Consider the following 14,493-nt stretch of genomic DNA (forward strand, 5'->3'; position numbering starts at 1 on the left):
GGGATGTCGAGCAGGGCGAACAGCCCGCCGCCGACCGCCGCGCAGGCGATCACGGCGGCTTCGCGCGAGAGGGTCCGCAAGCGATAGGGAATGAAGTCTGGAACAGCCATGGCCCGAGCAATGCGCCGGCAGGGCGCGGCGGCGCATCAATGACGGCCGCCGGCGCGTTGGTCAAACCTGCCTGACGGCGCTCTGCGGCCGCTTTCGCCGGTCAGCCGGCAAGCGCCTTCTGCAGCCGCGCCACGACCTCGACGAGATCGGAGGCCTTGCGCGCGAAGCAGAGGCGCAAGCCCGCCTCGCCGCCGGCGCCGAAGGCGGTGCCGGGCGCCAGGCCCACATTCGCGGTATCGACCAGCTCGATGGCGAGCGCGCGCGAGTCGGTGCGCCCGTCGACGGCGAAGAACTGGTAGAAGGCGCCGTCCGGCGCCTGCAGCGAGACGCGGTTGGTCGCCTTCAGGCCTTCGGCGATGATGCGGCGGCCTTCGGCTGCCCGGGCGATCTGCTCGGCGACGAAGGGCTCGCCCTCGTCGAGCGCCGCGACGGCGGCGCGCTGGACGAAGACCGGCGAGCCCGAGGTCGAGTACTGGATCAGGTTCTCGATGATCTGGCCGAAGGCCGGGGGCGCCTCGATCCAGCCGACGCGCCAGCCGGTCATCGCCCAGTTCTTCGAGAAGGTCTGGACGAAGAGCAGCCGGTCCTCCTGCTCCATGACGTCGTGGAAGGAGGCGGCGCGAGCCTGCCCGTCATAGACGAAGCGGCCATAGATTTCGTCGGCGATGATCCAGATGCCGTGCCTGCGGGCCAGGGCCAGGATCGCGGCGAGTTCCTCGCGCGTCGCCGTCCAGCCGGTCGGATTCGCGGGCGAATTGATGACGAGGGCGCGCGTGCGGGCCGTCACCGCCGCCTCGAGCTTCGCGAGGTCGAGCGTGAAGCGCCCGTCCCTGAAATCCATCGGCACGGAAACGGTACTGGCGCCGGCGACGCCGAGGGCGGCGGGGACATTGGGCCAGGCCGGCGTCGGGATGACGATCTCGTCGCCGGGGCCGGCGATCATCCGCGCCGCGATCTGCACCGCCTGCATGCCGGAGCCGGTGACGTAGAAGCGATCGGCGGCGAAGGGCCGGCCATAGAGCGCGGTGTGGTAGCGGGCGAGCGCCTCGCGCAGCTCCGGGATGCCGCGCTGCCAGGTGTAGAAGGTCTCGCCGTCGGCCAGCGACTGGTTGGCGGCACGGACGATGAACTCCGGCGTCGCCAGATCGCCCTCGCCGACCCAGAGCGGAATCAGGCCGGGCTTGAGCCTGCCATGGTTCATGACCTCGACGATGCCGCTTTCGGGGGCATTGCGGGCCTCGGGGCGCAGATCGGCGATCAGGCTGGTGCCGGCCGGGGCATGCATGTTCATGGTCGGTCCTTCGCGAAAAACATGCCGGCCAATCTAGCCCATCGCGCAGCGCGGCGGCATGAAATCGCGAGATCGACCCGATCGCTCGCGGTGATGGTTCGCGGGGCGCGGGAACCGTCATTGCGAGGCGGCTTTAGCCGCCGAGGCAGTCCAGGAATCGTAGAGCGAGACCCACTGGATTGCTTCGCCTTGCTCGCAATGACGGGGAACGGCGAACCGCGGGAGCCCGGTCAGGCCTGGCGCTGCTTCAGCAGATCGCGGATCTCGCCGAGCAGCACGACATCCTGTGGTGCGGCCTCGGGCGTGGGCGGGGCGGCCTCTTCCTTGCGCTTCAACCGATTGAGCGCCTTGACCACCATGAAGAGCACGAAGGCGATGATGATGAAGTTGACGGCTATGGTGACGAAGTTTCCATAGGCCAGCACGGCACCCTGCTTTCTCGCCTCGGAGAGCACGGGAGAGGTGACGGAGCTGTTGAGCCCGAAGAAATGGTTCGAGAAATCGACGCCACCGAGCGCACCGATCATCGGCATGATGATGTCGCCGACGAGCGAATCGACGATCCTGCCGAAAGCGGCGCCGATGACCACGCCGATGGCGAGGTCCATGACATTGCCCTTCAGCGCGAATTCCTTGAATTCCTTGAGCATCGTGGGCTCTCCCGATCCTTGTTGTGCCGAATCCGCGCCCAGCCGTCGCCGCGGCGCAGCTCACGCTAGAGCAGTTTTTCCGGAGGAGGAAACAGACCAGCCCCGCGAAAGATCGATAAGCTGTTGATCTGCCGGTGCTCTTTCGCGCCGGTCGGGCGCAACGGTGCAGGCCGCCTGGCCCGGCCGAATGGCTGATGGCGGCCGGCGCGGCGCAGCGATAGGCTGGGCTGAAACCGCGGCTGCGAGGGAGGCCCGATGATCCCGGCCTGGTCTGTCGTCCTGACGGCGCTCGCCTATCTCTGCGCGCTGTTCGCGATCGCCCATCTCGCCGACACCTCGGGCCGGCGCCTGATGAGCGGGCGGGCTCGCACGACGATCTATGCGCTGGCACTCGGGGTCTACTGCACCTCCTGGACCTTCTACGGCTCGGTCGGCTTCGCGCACCGGGCCGGCTTCGACTTCCTCGGCATCTATGTCGGGCCGATCCTGGTCATCGGCCTCGGCCACCGCTTCGTCGCGCGCATCGTGACGATCGCGAAATCGCAGAACATCACCTCGATCGCCGACTTCGTCGGCGCGCGCTACGGCAAGAGCGAGCGCGTCGCCGCCATGGTCTGCATCGTCGCGGTCATCGGCGCGCTGCCCTATATCGCGCTGCAGCTCAAGGCGGTGGCGAACTCGCTCTCGGTCTTCCTCGCCGCGACCGGGGGGCCGACGCCGCTCGCCGACCTGCCGGTGCTGGGCGACCTCGCCTTCCTGGTCGCGCTGGTGCTCGCCGGCTTCGCCTGCGCGTTCGGCACCCGCCATATCGACGCCACCGAGCACCAGGACGGGCTCGTCCTGGCGATCGCGGTCGAGTCGCTGATCAAGCTCGTCGCCTTCCTCGCGCTCGGCCTTTTCGTGGTCTACGGGCTGTTCGACGGCGGCGCCGACCTACTGGCGCAGGCGACCCGCGCCGCCGGCGATGGCCCCTCGATCTGGCAGCGGACCTCGAACTGGCCGACCTTCCTGACGCTGACGGTGCTGTCCTCCTTCGCCGCGCTGCTGCTGGCGCGTCAGTTCCACATGGCGATCGTCGAGAACCGCGACGTCCGGGACGTGCGCCGCGCCGCCTGGATGTTCCCGCTCTATCTGGTGCTGATCAATCTCTTCGTCCTGCCGCTCGCGGCCGCCGGCGAGGTGATGCTGCCCACGACCGGCGTCGACCGGGACATGACGGTCCTGCTGCTGCCGCTGCAGCAGCAGGCCGGGCTGATCGCGCTCTTCGTCTTCATCGGCGGGCTCTCGGCCGCGACCGCGATGGTGATCGTCGTCTCGGTCGCGCTGGCGATCATGATCTCGAACCACATCATCATGCCGCTGCTGCTGCGCGGGCGCGGCGTCACGCTCGATCCCGGGCGCGCCGCCGCGGCACTCGCGCGCGACAAGGGCGCCAACGGCTCGACCGGCGGCGATCTCGGCTCGCAGGTGGTCCATATCCGGCGCGTCTCCATCGTCGCCGTGATCCTGCTCGGCTACGCCTATTACCGGGCCTCGGGCGAGGCGGCGCTGGTCTCGATCGGCCTGCTCTCATTTGCCGCCACGGCGCAGATCGCGCCGGCCTTTTTCGGCGGCCTGATCTGGCGGCGCGGCACGGCGCTCGGCGCCACGGCCGGCCTCGGCGCCGGACTGCTGACCTGGCTCTACACCCTGCTGATGCCGAGTCTTGCCCAGCCCGGCGGCTTCTGGAGCGGAATCGTCCAGAACGGCCCGCTCGGAATCGGCCTGCTGCGGCCGGAGGCGCTGCTCGGGTTGTCGCTGCCCAGCCTGGCCCATGGCGTGCTCTGGAGCCTCGGCGTCAACCTCGCCTGCTATCTCGGCTTCTCGCTGCTGCGCCCGGCGAGCGCGATGGAGCGGCTCCAGGCCAACGCCTTCATCGATTCCGACCGTGCCACCATGGCCCAGTCCTTCTCGCTCTGGCGCTCGAGCGTCACCGAGGCCGAGCTGCAATCCACCATCGGCCGCTATCTCGGGCTGGAGCGCACGCAACGGGCCTTCGAGGGCTTCGCGCATTCGCGCGGCGAGGTGCTGAACGGCACGCGCGAGGCCGACATCCACATGCTGCGCTTCGGCGAGCACCTGCTCTCCTCGGCGATCGGCGCCGCCTCGTCGCGCCTGGTGCTGTCGCTCCTGCTGCGCCGGCGCAACCTCTCGACCGAAGCCGCCTTCAAGCTGCTCGACGACGCCTCCGCCGCCCTCCAGTACAACCGCGACATCCTGCAGAACGGCCTCGACCATGCCGGCCAGGGCATCACCGTGCTCGACCGCGACCTGCGCCTGCTCGCCTGGAACAAGGCCTTCATCCAGCTCTACGGCCTGCCGCCCTCGCTGGTGCGCTTCGGCACCGGGCTCGACGAGGTGGTGCGCTACAACGCGGCGCGCGGCGCCTATGGCGACGGCGCCCAGGACGAGCTGATGGCGGCAAGGCTGGAGAGCCTCGTCAACGACCGCGAGCCGGTCCGCCTGAAGCTCTATCCCTCGAAGAAGGTGATCGAGATCCGCTCCAACCCGCTGCCCGATGGCGGCCTCGTCACCACCTATACCGACATCACCGAATCGGTCGTCGCCGAGGAGGAGCTGGAGCGCACCAACGAGACGCTGGAGCGGCGCGTCGCGGAGCGCACCGAGGAGATTCAGCGCGTCAACACCGAGCTGCAGCGGGCCAAGGCCGAGGCCGAGGACGCCAACGCCTCGAAGACGCGCTTCCTCGCCGCCGCCAGCCACGATATTTTGCAGCCTTTGAATGCCGCCCGGCTCTACGCCTCGGCCCTGGTCGAGCGCGACCGGGCAGCGCGCCGGCCCGACCTCGCCGAGAACATCGATGCCTCGCTCGACGCCGTCGAGGAGATCCTGACCGCGCTGCTCGAGATCTCGCGGCTGGACGGCGGCGCGATGAAGCCGGAGCTCTCGACCTTCCGCCTCGACGAATTGATGCGCCAGCTGCAGCGCGAATTCGAGCCGAGCGCCCAGGAGAAGGGCCTGAAGCTGGTTTTCTCGCCGACCTCGGCGACCGTGCGCTCCGATCGGCGCCTGCTGCGGCGCCTGCTGCAGAACCTGGTCTCGAACGCGATCAAGTACACGCCCAGCGGCAAGGTGCTGGTCGGCTGCCGGCGCCGCGGTGACCAGGTCGCGCTCCAGGTGCTCGACACCGGGCTCGGCATCCATGCCAGCAAGCAGAAGATCGTCTTCCGTGAATTCCTGCGCCTCGACCCCGGCGCCAAGGTGGCGCGCGGCCTCGGGCTCGGGCTCTCGATCGTCGAGCGCATCGCGCGCACGCTCGACCACAAGCTGACCCTGGCCTCGACGCCGGGCCGCGGCACGCGCTTCTCGCTGACAGTGCCGGCGGCGGCCCAGATGCCGGCGATAGCCGGGGCGCCGCCGCGGCGCGCGCCCTCCAGCGGGCAGCTTTCGGGGCTGAAGATCCTGGCGATCGACAACGAGCCCGCGATCCTCGACGGCATGCGCCTGCTGCTCGGCGGCTGGGGTTGCAGCGTTATGACCGCGGCCGGCCTCGACGAGGCCCTGGCGCTGGTCGCCGCCGGCACGACGCCCGATGTGGTGATCGCCGACTATCATCTCGACGACGGCGACGGCCTCTCGGCGATATCGCGCCTGCGCGAGCGCGCCGCAGCGAGCCTGCCGGCGATCCTGCTGACGGCCGACCGCTCACCCGAGATGCGCGACGCTGCCGCAGCGCTCGACGTCCACGTGCTCAACAAGCCGCTGAAGCCCGGGGCGCTGCGGGCGCTGCTGGCGCAATGGCGGGCGACGCGCCTGGCGGCGGAATAGCCGCCGGCTCAGCCGGCCGCCGCGCCGGCCTGGCGCATCGCGTCCTCGGCGCGCAGGAAGGCCTCGACCTCGGGGCTGGGCAGCGGGCTTTCGGCATCGAGGCCCAGTTCGGCGAGCAGGCGCGCCACCGGCACGAAGACCTTGCCCTTGCGGTCGTAGAGCGCCGCGCGCACCAGCGCCACGGCCGCGACGATCTCGCTGCCATCGCGGCCCCGGCTGAGCACGCGATGCTGCATCACCACCCAGCCCTCGCCCCAGCACAGCATGCGGGTTTCCAGCCTGATGGCGCGGAACAGCCGCAATTCGCGGCGAAAGCGGATCGTGCCGCAATTGACCACCGGCACCCAGCCATGGCGCAGAATGGCGCGCCAGAGCCCGCTGCGCAGCATCAGATCGGCGCGGCCGAGATCCATCAGGCCCCAATAGCGGGCATTGTTCATGTGCAGGCTGGTGTCGAGGTCGTGGAACCAGACCCGGAAGGGCAGCACCGACGCCTCGAAGGGCGGCCGCAATTTCGGCTGGAACGGCCGCGTCAGCAGCAGCCAGAGCAGGCGCAACCAGAGATTCATGCGGGGAACCTTCGGCGTGGATGGAGATCCGGCGCTTGTAGCCGGAAAGTCCGGCTGCACCATAAGATCGTCATCGACGGGGCACAGAGATTCGCCGCCATCAGCAGCCTGGAAACAAGGTCATGCCAACACTCCACGTCTCCTCCCTGTCGAAGCTGAACGAGACGGTCGCCGCCGTCGGCGCCAGCCATGTCGTGACCCTGATCAACGCCGCGACCGTGGTCGAACGGCCGCCCGGCATCGCCGCCGAGCGGCACCTCCTCATCGCCATGTCCGACATCGTCGCCGAGATGGACGGGCACGTCATTCCCGCCGGCGAGCATGTCGAGCGCTTCCTCGGCTTCGTCCGGGACTGGGACCGGCAGCACCCGATCGTGGTGCATTGCTGGGCCGGAATCAGCCGCTCGACGGCCGGGGCCTATATCGCGGTCTGTGCGCTCAGGCCGAACCGGGACGAAGGCGAGATCGCCGACCGCCTGCGCGTCGCCTCGCCCTCGGCGACGCCGAATGCGCGGCTGGTGGCGCTCGCCGACGAGATCCTCGGGCGCGGCGGCCGCATGACGGCGGCGATCGAGCGCATCGGACGCGGCGCCGATGCCTTCGAGGGCAAGCCTTTCCGCTTCGATCTCGATTGAGTCGACCGCACGCAGATTCATGCAACAGGCCGGCGCAATGCGCCGCGCTTCGCGCGAACTACCGCGCCGCGCGCAAGGAAATGCTTGCCAGAGGCCATTTTTTCGCAGAAACATCCCGCCTTCCGAAGCCAGCGCGCACCCGGCGCCGCCGCTCAAGGACGCTGCGCAGCCATGTCGATCGAACTCGATTCCCGCGACAGGACGATCCTGCGCATCCTCCAGAACGACGGCCGCATCACCAATTCGGACCTCGCCGAGAAGGTGCACCTCTCGCCCTCGGCCTGCCTGCGCCGGGTGCGGCAGCTCGAGGAAAGCGGGCTGATCCGCAGCTACGCCATGCTGCTCGACGACAAGATCGCCGGCTTCCCCGGAACGGCCTTCGTCTTCGTCACGCTCGACCAGCAGGGCCGCGCCTCGCTGGAAGGCTTCGAGCAGGCAGTCCAGGGCCTGCCGGAAATCCTCGAATGCCATCTGCTCGCCGGCGCGCATGACTATCTGATGCGGGTGATCTATCGCGATTCCGCCGATTTCGAGCGGATCCATACCGACATCATCACGCAGTTGCCGGGCGTGACGCGGGTCCAGTCGACGCTGACGCTGCGCACCATCAAGAAGAGCTCGGCGCTGCCGGTGTGATCGCCGCGGGGTTGCGAGGGCGGGCTCCAGAGCCGATAACGGCTCCCCAACAGGATTCGCCCCCGTGACCGAAGCCAAGCCCAACGCCGACATCGCCACCCTGCCCTTCGAGGAGGCGCTGAAGCAGCTCGAGGCGATCGTCGCCCGGCTCGAGCGCGGCGATGTCGCGCTGGAGGAATCGATCGACATCTATACCCGCGGCGAGGCGCTGAAGGCCCGCTGCGACGCGCTGCTGAAGCAGGCCGAGGCGCGCATCGAGAAGATCACGCTCGGCGCCGACGGCAAGCCGACCGGCACGGCCCCGCTGGACGTGGACAAGTAGAGGGCCGCGGCTCCGGCCGACGGCCGGCGCCGGGTTATTGCGCACGGAGGCTGCCGCGCGAGCCGCGGGGCCTGATCCTGCGTCCTTAAAAGCACCAGATCAGCCACGTCATTCCGGACAAGCCGCGCAGCGGCGCAGATCCGGAATCCATCGCAGAGCACCGAGCCCTACGATGGATTCCGGCGTTCCGCTTCGCTCCAGCCGGAATGACGGTGTCGGCGGATCAAATTTGTCTTAAGCGCGCTGGCGCAGCCGGCCGAAGGCGACGAGGATCGCCGCACCCAGCGCCGATTTCAGCACCCCGCCGATCAGGAAGGGCAGGACGCCGGCGATCAGCGCCCGCTCGAAGCCGATCAGCGTCGACAGCCAGAGCGCGCCAAGCACGAGGCAGAGCGCATTGCCGGCGAGCATGGCCGCGAAGGCCAGAACCGGCCGGCCGCCATTCCAGCCGCGCTCGACCAGCCAGCCGACGAGCGCGCCCACCACCGGGAAGGCGAAGAGATAGCCGCCGGTCGGGCCGAGGAAATAGGGCAGCCCGCCATTGCCATTGGCGAGGACGGGCAGGCCGAGCGCCGCCTCGAACAGCCAGGCGGCGATGGTGATGGCGCCGAGGCGCCAGCCATAGAGCGCGCCGATCAGCGTCACCGCCAGGGTCTGCATGGTCACCGGAACCGGCAGCATCGGCACGCTGATCTGCGAAGAGATCGCCAGCACGAGCGTGCCGAGCAGGACGGCGGCAAGCTGGACGGTCAGCGGCCGGGCGCCGAGAGCGAGCGGGGCAAGGCCGGGGCGCGGCACGGCATGGGTCAGGTCGTTCACTGGCTTCTCCATCATGAGATAGGAATTATAGATAATTATGATCGCCGATCTATGATCGCTGCCCCTGCGTCGAATTGCAAGCCCGGCAACGGCTCAGCCGACGATGGAAAAAGCGTCCCGGGTCGCGCCCGAGGCGGTGCGGACCGGCTTGCTGCCGATCCATTGCACGTGACGGGCAAGCACCGCCTCGGCTTCCTCGATCCGCCCGGCCCGCAAGGCCGAAAGGATCGCCCGGTGATCATGGTCGGTCCGGCTTTCCCACTCCGAGCGCCAGGCCGAGAACAGGAAACGGGCGCTGGCAGCATGCAGGTCGTCGATCGAGGCCAGCAGCCTTGGCATGGCGCAAGGCGCCAGGATCAGGCGGTGGAACTGGCGATTCGCCGCCTCCCAGGAGGCGACATCGGGCGAATGATCGCCGGCGCGGGTGGCTTCCTCGGCCTCGTCGAGGATCGCCTGCGTCAGATGCGGCGCCGCATGGCGCAGCGCCAGCACCTCGAGCGCGGCGCGCATCTGGGCCACCTCGCGGACCTCGCGCAGGTCGAAGGCGGCGACGCGCACGCCCCGGCGCGGCTCGCTGACGGCAAGCCCCTGCGCCTCCAGCCGCTGGAAGGCCTCGCGCACCGGCACATGGCTGGCGCCGAACTCGGCGGCGACATGGTCCTGCCGGAGGCGGGTTCCGGGCTCGAGCGCCCCGGAGATGATCCGTTCGGCCAAAGTGCGGCTGATCCGGATGGCGAGCGTCTCTGATTTTTCCTTGGCCATTTTTTATAGATAATTTCTTCGGCGGCGCCCGTCGAGCCGGATCTCGACGACGCAACAGCCTTGCCCGCGCCGGCTTCTGCGAGCAGACTCGCAAAGCCGCAGCCGCCACCAAAGGGTTAGAGCAGGATTCTTGCGAAAAACCGGTTCCCACTTTTTCGCATCCTGCTCCAGCGCAGTCGAGGAGCCCGCAATGTCCCAGCTTCCAGACAACGATCCCGTTCCCGGCGATGCCCGTTCCTGCGCCGCGATCGAGCAGGTGATCGTGCCGCGCGCCCGCGATCTCGGCGGCTTCTCGGTGCGGCGTGCCCTGCCCTCGATCGGCCGCAAGATGGTCGGCCCCTTCATCTTCTTCGACCAGATGGGACCGGCCGAGTTCCTGCTCGGCGAAGGCATCGATGTGCGGCCGCATCCGCATATCGGGCTCTCGACCGTGACCTATCTGTTCGACGGCGAGATCATGCATCGCGACTCGCTCGGCACGGCGCTGCCGATCCGGCCCGGAGCGGTCAACCTGATGACGGCCGGCCGCGGCATTGTCCATTCCGAGCGGACCGCGCCGGAGGAGCGGAAGAAGGCGCCGAAGCTCTATGGCATCCAGACCTGGCTCGCCTTGCCGCAGACGCATGAGGAGGTCGCGCCGGAATTCGTCCACCACGCCGCGCCCGAACTGCCGCGCATCGTCGGGGAAGGAAAACGCATCAGCCTGGTCATGGGCTCCGCCTATGGCCGGACCTCGCCGGTGAAGTTCCCGTGGGAGACCCTCTATGCCGAGGCGGTGATGGCGCCGGGCGCGATCCTGCCGCTCGACCCCGATTATGACGAGCGCGCCGTCTACATCGTCACCGGCAAGATCGACATCGCCGGCGACGAATTCGGCGCCGGGCAGTTGCTGGTGTTCAAGCCGGGCGACCGCATCTCGATCCTGGCCGTCGACCAGGCCCGGCTGATGCTGATCGGCGGCGAGCCGATGGACGGGCCGCGCCATATCTGGTGGAACTTCGTCTCCTCCTCGAAGGAGCGCATCGACCAGGCCAAGGCGGAATGGAAGGGCGGGCGCTTCGACACGGTGCCCGGCGACGCGGAAGAGTTCATCCCGCTGCCCGAGGGGTGAGCTCGCCTGCGGGCATCACCCTCAGCCGCGGCATCGCCGAAGCCAGGATCGCCAGCGTCGAGAGGGCGAAAAGGCCGACCGGCAGCCAGATCGCGGCCTCCAGCCCGAACCACTCGCCCGCCAGGCCGCCGGCCACCGCCCCCAGCGGGCGCATGCCGTACATCGCCGTGGTGATGGTGGCGCTGACCCGGCCGAGCAGCGGCTGCGGCGTCACCGCCTGGCGCAATGTCGTCTGGGTGATGAACCAGAGGATCGGCCCGAAACCGAACAGGAAGAAGGCCAGCGCCAGCGCCGGCCAGCCCAGCGCCGGTGGCGCAAGCGCCAGCAGGGTCGCCCCCAGCAGCGAGACGGCGGGGCCGAAGACGAGCAGCGCCCCCGTCGGCAGGCGCGCGATCAGCCAGGCCCCGGAGAGTGCGGCTGCGACGGCACCCGCACCGTAGACCGAGGAGGCGAGGCCCACCGTCTTCGGATCGAGCGCCAGCACGCGCAGCGCATAGGGCGCGACCAGCGCCATGAAGGCGAAGAAGGCGAGGTTCCAGCCGATGGCGCAAAGCGCGATCGGCCGCAGATAGGGATGGCGGGCGACGAAGGCGCCGCCCTCGGCGATGGCGCGATGCAGCTTCTGCCGCGGCCGCGGCGGCGGGCGCTCGGCCGGCAGGCGCGCCGCGGTGATGACGACGAGGGCGCCCGCGGCCGCGCACAAGGCCAGGCCGAACCAGCCGGTGCCGCGCGCCACCGCCCAGCCGGCGATCAGCGGCGCGACCAGGTTGAAGGCGGCCCGGCCGAGCTCGAGCCGGCTGTTCGCGCGCGGCAGCAGCGCCAGCGGGACCGCGCGCGGCATCAGCACGAAGACCGAGAGCGCGATGACGACCGGCCCGGCGGCCGCGACGAAGGTCGAGAGCGCCAGCGCGGGGCCGATCCGTCCCCCGGCCAGCAGCACGGCGCCGGCGGCCGAGCCGGCGGCCATCAGCACGCCGCCGAGCAGGATCAGGCTGCGCGGCGCGATCCGGTCGGCCAGCACGCCGGCCGGCAGCGAGACCAGCAGCCAGGCGGCGGACTGGGCGGCGACGAGCAGGCCGATGAAGCGCGTGCTGGCCCCGCCTTCGGTTGCTGCCAGGGTGATCGTATCGAGCGCCAGCTTGTCGGCGAACTGCGCCGCGACGCCGGTCAGGAGCAGCACGAGAAAGAGCGGCGAATTCATGGTGCGGGTTCCGTTTCTGGAAGGTCCGCGCGGGATTTCCCATGCGCCAATGCCGGCTCCCACCCGTTTCCTGCCGGGGCTGCGACCATGCGCGGTTTGCCAGCGCCGCCCCGAGCGACTATTCGGGAGCGACGATTCAGCCAGCGACGGCCCGCCTGTGTCCCGCCCCCTGACGCCCCTCCTCGACCAGATTCCCGACCCCGACGCGCTGCGCCGACTCGACGATGCGGAGCTGCGCCAGCTCGCCGACGAGCTCCGGGCGGAGACGATCGACGCGGTCTCGGTGACCGGCGGCCATCTCGGCGCCGGCCTCGGCGTGGTCGAGCTGACCGTCGCGCTGCACCATGTCTTCGACACGCCGCGCGACCGGCTGATCTGGGATGTCGGCCACCAGGCCTATCCGCACAAGATCCTGACCGGGCGCCGCGATGGCATCCGGACGCTGCGCCAGCCCGGCGGCCTCTCCGGCTTCACCCGGCGCGCCGAGAGCGAATACGATCCCTTTGGCGCAGCGCATTCGTCCACGTCGATCTCGGCCGGGCTCGGCATGGCGGTGGCGCGCGACCTTTCGGCCGGGACCAACAACGTCATCGCGGTGATCGGCGACGGCGCGATGTCGGCCGGCATGGCTTATGAGGCGATGAACAATGCCGGCGCGCTGGGCTCGCGGCTGATCGTCATCCTCAACGACAACGACATGTCGATCGCGCCGCCGGTCGGCGCCATGTCGGCCTATCTGGCGCGGCTGGTTTCGGGGCGCACCTATCGCTCGCTGCGCGAGGTCGCAAAATATCTGGCGGAGAAGCTGCCGCGCTTCTTCCACGAAAAGGCGAAGCGCACCGAGGAATTTGCGCGCGGCTTCTGGACCGGCGGCACGCTGTTCGAGGAGCTCGGCTTCTATTATGTCGGGCCGATCGACGGCCATAATCTCGACCATCTGCTGCCGGTGCTGCGCAATGTCCGGGACGCGCAGAGCGGGCCGATCCTCGTCCATGTCGTGACCCAGAAGGGCAAGGGCTACGCCCCGGCCGAGGCGAGCGCCGACAAATATCACGGCGTCGTCAAATTCGACCCCGTCACCGGCCAGCAGGCCAAGGCGCCGGCCAATGCGCCGAGCTATACCAACGTCTTCGCCCACGCGCTGATCAAGGCGGCGCGCGAGGACGAGAAGATCGTCGCCGTCACCGCCGCCATGCCCTCGGGCACCGGGCTCGACGCCTTCGGCAAGGAGTTCCCCGGCCGGACCTTCGATGTCGGCATCGCCGAGCAGCATGCGGTGACCTTCGCGGCCGGCCTCGCCAGCGAGGGCTACAAGCCGTTCTGCGCGATCTATTCGACGTTCCTGCAGCGCGCCTACGACCAGATCGTCCACGACGTCGCGATCCAGAAGCTGCCGGTGCGCTTCGCGCTCGACCGGGCCGGCCTGGTCGGCGCCGATGGCGCGACCCATGCGGGGGCCTTCGACGTCGCCTATCTCGCCTGCCTGCCCGGCATGGTGGTGATGGCCGCCGCCGACGAGGCGGAGCTGACCCACATGGTCGCGACCGCCGCAAGCTACGATGCCGGGCCGATCGCCTTCCGCTACCCGCGCGGCGAGGGCGTCGGCGTCGAGCTGCCGCAGACCGGCGTGCCGCTCGAGATCGGCAAGGGCCGGATCGTCAGGGAAGGCAAGCGCATCGCCCTGCTCTCGCTCGGCACCCGCCTCGCCGAATGCCTCGCCGCCGCCGAACTGCTCGGCCAGCGCGGCCTGTCGACGACGGTGGCCGACGCCCGCTTCGCCAAGCCGCTGGACGAGGAACTGATCGCGCGCCTCGCCCGCGAGCACGAGGTGCTGGTCACGGTCGAGGAGGGCTCGGTCGGCGGCTTCGGCAGCCATGTGCTGCACTTGCTGGCGCAGAAGGGGCTGCTCGATGGCGGCCTGAAGATCCGCAGCCTGACGCTGCCGGACAGCTTCCAGGACCATGACAAGCCCGAGAAGATGTATGTCGATGCCGGCCTCGACGCCGCCGGCATCGCGCGCGCCGCCGAGGCTGCGCTCGGCCCGGCCAGCGCCGTGCGGCGCGCCTGAGAGCATGACCGCCGGCCTGCCCCGCCGGGCCCGCGCCGATCTGCTGCTGGTCGAGCGCGGCCTGTTCGAAAGCCGGGCGCGCGCCCAGGCGGCCATTGCAGCGGGCCTCGTCAGCGCTGACGGCGTCGTCCTGCGCAAGGCGTCGGAGACGGTTCCCGTCACGGCGCGCATCGAGGCGCAGGCGCCGCATCCTTACGTCTCGCGCGGCGGGGTGAAGCTCGCGGCGGCACTCGATGCCTTCGGCTTCGATCCGGCCGGGCTGAGCTGCCTCGATGTCGGTGCCTCGACCGGCGGCTTCAGCGACGTGCTGCTCCGGCGCGGCGCGGCGCATGTCCTCGCCATCGATGTCGGCCGGGCGCAACTGCATGACAGCCTGCACGGCCATCCCAGGCTGACCAGTCTCGAAGGCCAGGACATCCGCACGCTCGACCCGGCCCTGCTGCCGGAAGCGCCGGCGCTGGCGGTGATCGATGTCAGCTTCATCTCGCTG

Annotated in this window: 13 protein-coding genes; 7 read left to right on the forward strand and 6 right to left on the reverse strand. The window is 69.6% G+C overall.

The features are described from left to right. Positions 1–211: 211 nt before the first annotated feature. Positions 212–1,402, reverse strand: a complete 1,191-nt coding sequence (locus V6M56_RS22510; RefSeq protein WP_332687290.1) for a pyridoxal phosphate-dependent aminotransferase — start codon at positions 1,400–1,402, stop codon at positions 212–214. A 230-nt stretch (positions 1,403–1,632) separates the two neighbouring features. Further along, positions 1,633–2,052, reverse strand: coding sequence for a large conductance mechanosensitive channel protein MscL (mscL, locus tag V6M56_RS22515; RefSeq protein ID WP_332687292.1), 420 nt, complete (start codon positions 2,050–2,052; stop codon positions 1,633–1,635). 255 nt (positions 2,053–2,307) lie between these two features. Here mscL and V6M56_RS22520 point away from each other — a divergent pair, with 255 nt between their 5' ends. After that, positions 2,308–5,880 (forward strand): PAS domain-containing hybrid sensor histidine kinase/response regulator, encoded by a 3,573-nt coding sequence (locus V6M56_RS22520; RefSeq protein WP_332687294.1) that lies wholly within the window; start codon positions 2,308–2,310, stop codon positions 5,878–5,880. An 8-nt stretch (positions 5,881–5,888) separates the two neighbouring features. Here the strand turns inward: V6M56_RS22520 and V6M56_RS22525 are convergent, their stop codons facing one another. Further along, positions 5,889–6,449, reverse strand: a complete 561-nt coding sequence (locus V6M56_RS22525; RefSeq protein WP_332687296.1) for an acyl-CoA thioesterase — start codon at positions 6,447–6,449, stop codon at positions 5,889–5,891. A gap of 122 nt (positions 6,450–6,571) precedes the next feature. Here V6M56_RS22525 and V6M56_RS22530 point away from each other — a divergent pair, with 122 nt between their 5' ends. From V6M56_RS22530 to V6M56_RS22540, 3 genes are all read left to right on the forward strand, one after another. Beyond that, positions 6,572–7,084: a tyrosine phosphatase family protein gene (locus V6M56_RS22530; RefSeq protein WP_332687298.1), complete on the forward strand. Its 513-nt coding sequence runs from the start codon at positions 6,572–6,574 to the stop codon at positions 7,082–7,084. A 171-nt stretch (positions 7,085–7,255) separates the two neighbouring features. Further along, the gene (locus V6M56_RS22535; RefSeq protein WP_332687301.1) at positions 7,256–7,720 is read left to right on the forward strand and encodes an Lrp/AsnC family transcriptional regulator; all 465 of its coding nucleotides are present in this window, start codon (positions 7,256–7,258) and stop codon (positions 7,718–7,720) included. Positions 7,721–7,784: 64 nt separating this feature from the next. Continuing rightward, the gene (locus V6M56_RS22540; protein WP_332687303.1) at positions 7,785–8,042 is read left to right on the forward strand and encodes an exodeoxyribonuclease VII small subunit; all 258 of its coding nucleotides are present in this window, start codon (positions 7,785–7,787) and stop codon (positions 8,040–8,042) included. A gap of 234 nt (positions 8,043–8,276) precedes the next feature. Here V6M56_RS22540 and V6M56_RS22545 read toward each other — a convergent pair whose 3' ends face one another. Both V6M56_RS22545 and V6M56_RS22550 read right to left on the reverse strand, forming a co-directional pair. After that, a complete protein-coding gene (locus tag V6M56_RS22545; protein ID WP_332687304.1) occupies positions 8,277–8,861 on the reverse strand; it encodes a biotin transporter BioY in 585 nt (194 codons plus the stop codon). A gap of 93 nt (positions 8,862–8,954) precedes the next feature. After that, positions 8,955–9,623: a GntR family transcriptional regulator gene (locus tag V6M56_RS22550; RefSeq protein WP_332687306.1), complete on the reverse strand. Its 669-nt coding sequence runs from the start codon at positions 9,621–9,623 to the stop codon at positions 8,955–8,957. A 190-nt stretch (positions 9,624–9,813) separates the two neighbouring features. Between V6M56_RS22550 and V6M56_RS22555 the strand changes: the two genes are divergently transcribed. Further along, the gene (locus tag V6M56_RS22555; RefSeq protein ID WP_332687308.1) at positions 9,814–10,734 is read left to right on the forward strand and encodes a pirin family protein; all 921 of its coding nucleotides are present in this window, start codon (positions 9,814–9,816) and stop codon (positions 10,732–10,734) included. Here V6M56_RS22555 and V6M56_RS22560 read toward each other — a convergent pair. Beyond that, complete coding sequence (locus V6M56_RS22560; RefSeq protein ID WP_332687310.1) at positions 10,712–11,935, reverse strand: MFS transporter; 1,224 nt, start codon at positions 11,933–11,935, stop codon at positions 10,712–10,714. The two genes, V6M56_RS22555 and V6M56_RS22560, sit on opposite strands and share 23 nt — an antisense overlap. A 157-nt stretch (positions 11,936–12,092) precedes the next feature. On the opposite strand from V6M56_RS22560, the gene dxs reads away from it, so the two are divergent. Both dxs and V6M56_RS22570 read left to right on the forward strand, forming a co-directional pair. After that, positions 12,093–14,003, forward strand: coding sequence for a 1-deoxy-D-xylulose-5-phosphate synthase (gene dxs, locus V6M56_RS22565; RefSeq protein ID WP_332687312.1), 1,911 nt, complete (start codon positions 12,093–12,095; stop codon positions 14,001–14,003). Positions 14,004–14,007: 4 nt separating this feature from the next. Next, on the forward strand, positions 14,008–14,493 hold a 486-nt coding region (locus tag V6M56_RS22570), incomplete at its 3' end, for a TlyA family RNA methyltransferase (protein WP_332687314.1).

Source organism: Allobosea sp. (genome assembly GCF_036675845.1).
GTDB lineage: Bacteria > Pseudomonadota > Alphaproteobacteria > Rhizobiales > Beijerinckiaceae > Allobosea.

Coding starts and splice junctions, on each gene's coding strand:
- V6M56_RS22510 (WP_332687290.1), bottom strand. CDS start 1,402: ATGAACATGCATGCCCCGGCCGGCACCAGCCTGATCGCCGATCTGCGC.
- mscL (WP_332687292.1), bottom strand. CDS start 2,052: ATGCTCAAGGAATTCAAGGAATTCGCGCTGAAGGGCAATGTCATGGAC.
- V6M56_RS22520 (WP_332687294.1), top strand. CDS start 2,308: ATGATCCCGGCCTGGTCTGTCGTCCTGACGGCGCTCGCCTATCTCTGC.
- V6M56_RS22525 (WP_332687296.1), bottom strand. CDS start 6,449: ATGAATCTCTGGTTGCGCCTGCTCTGGCTGCTGCTGACGCGGCCGTTC.
- V6M56_RS22530 (WP_332687298.1), top strand. CDS start 6,572: ATGCCAACACTCCACGTCTCCTCCCTGTCGAAGCTGAACGAGACGGTC.
- V6M56_RS22535 (WP_332687301.1), top strand. CDS start 7,256: ATGTCGATCGAACTCGATTCCCGCGACAGGACGATCCTGCGCATCCTC.
- V6M56_RS22550 (WP_332687306.1), bottom strand. CDS start 9,623: ATGGCCAAGGAAAAATCAGAGACGCTCGCCATCCGGATCAGCCGCACT.
- V6M56_RS22555 (WP_332687308.1), top strand. CDS start 9,814: ATGTCCCAGCTTCCAGACAACGATCCCGTTCCCGGCGATGCCCGTTCC.
- V6M56_RS22560 (WP_332687310.1), bottom strand. CDS start 11,935: ATGAATTCGCCGCTCTTTCTCGTGCTGCTCCTGACCGGCGTCGCGGCG.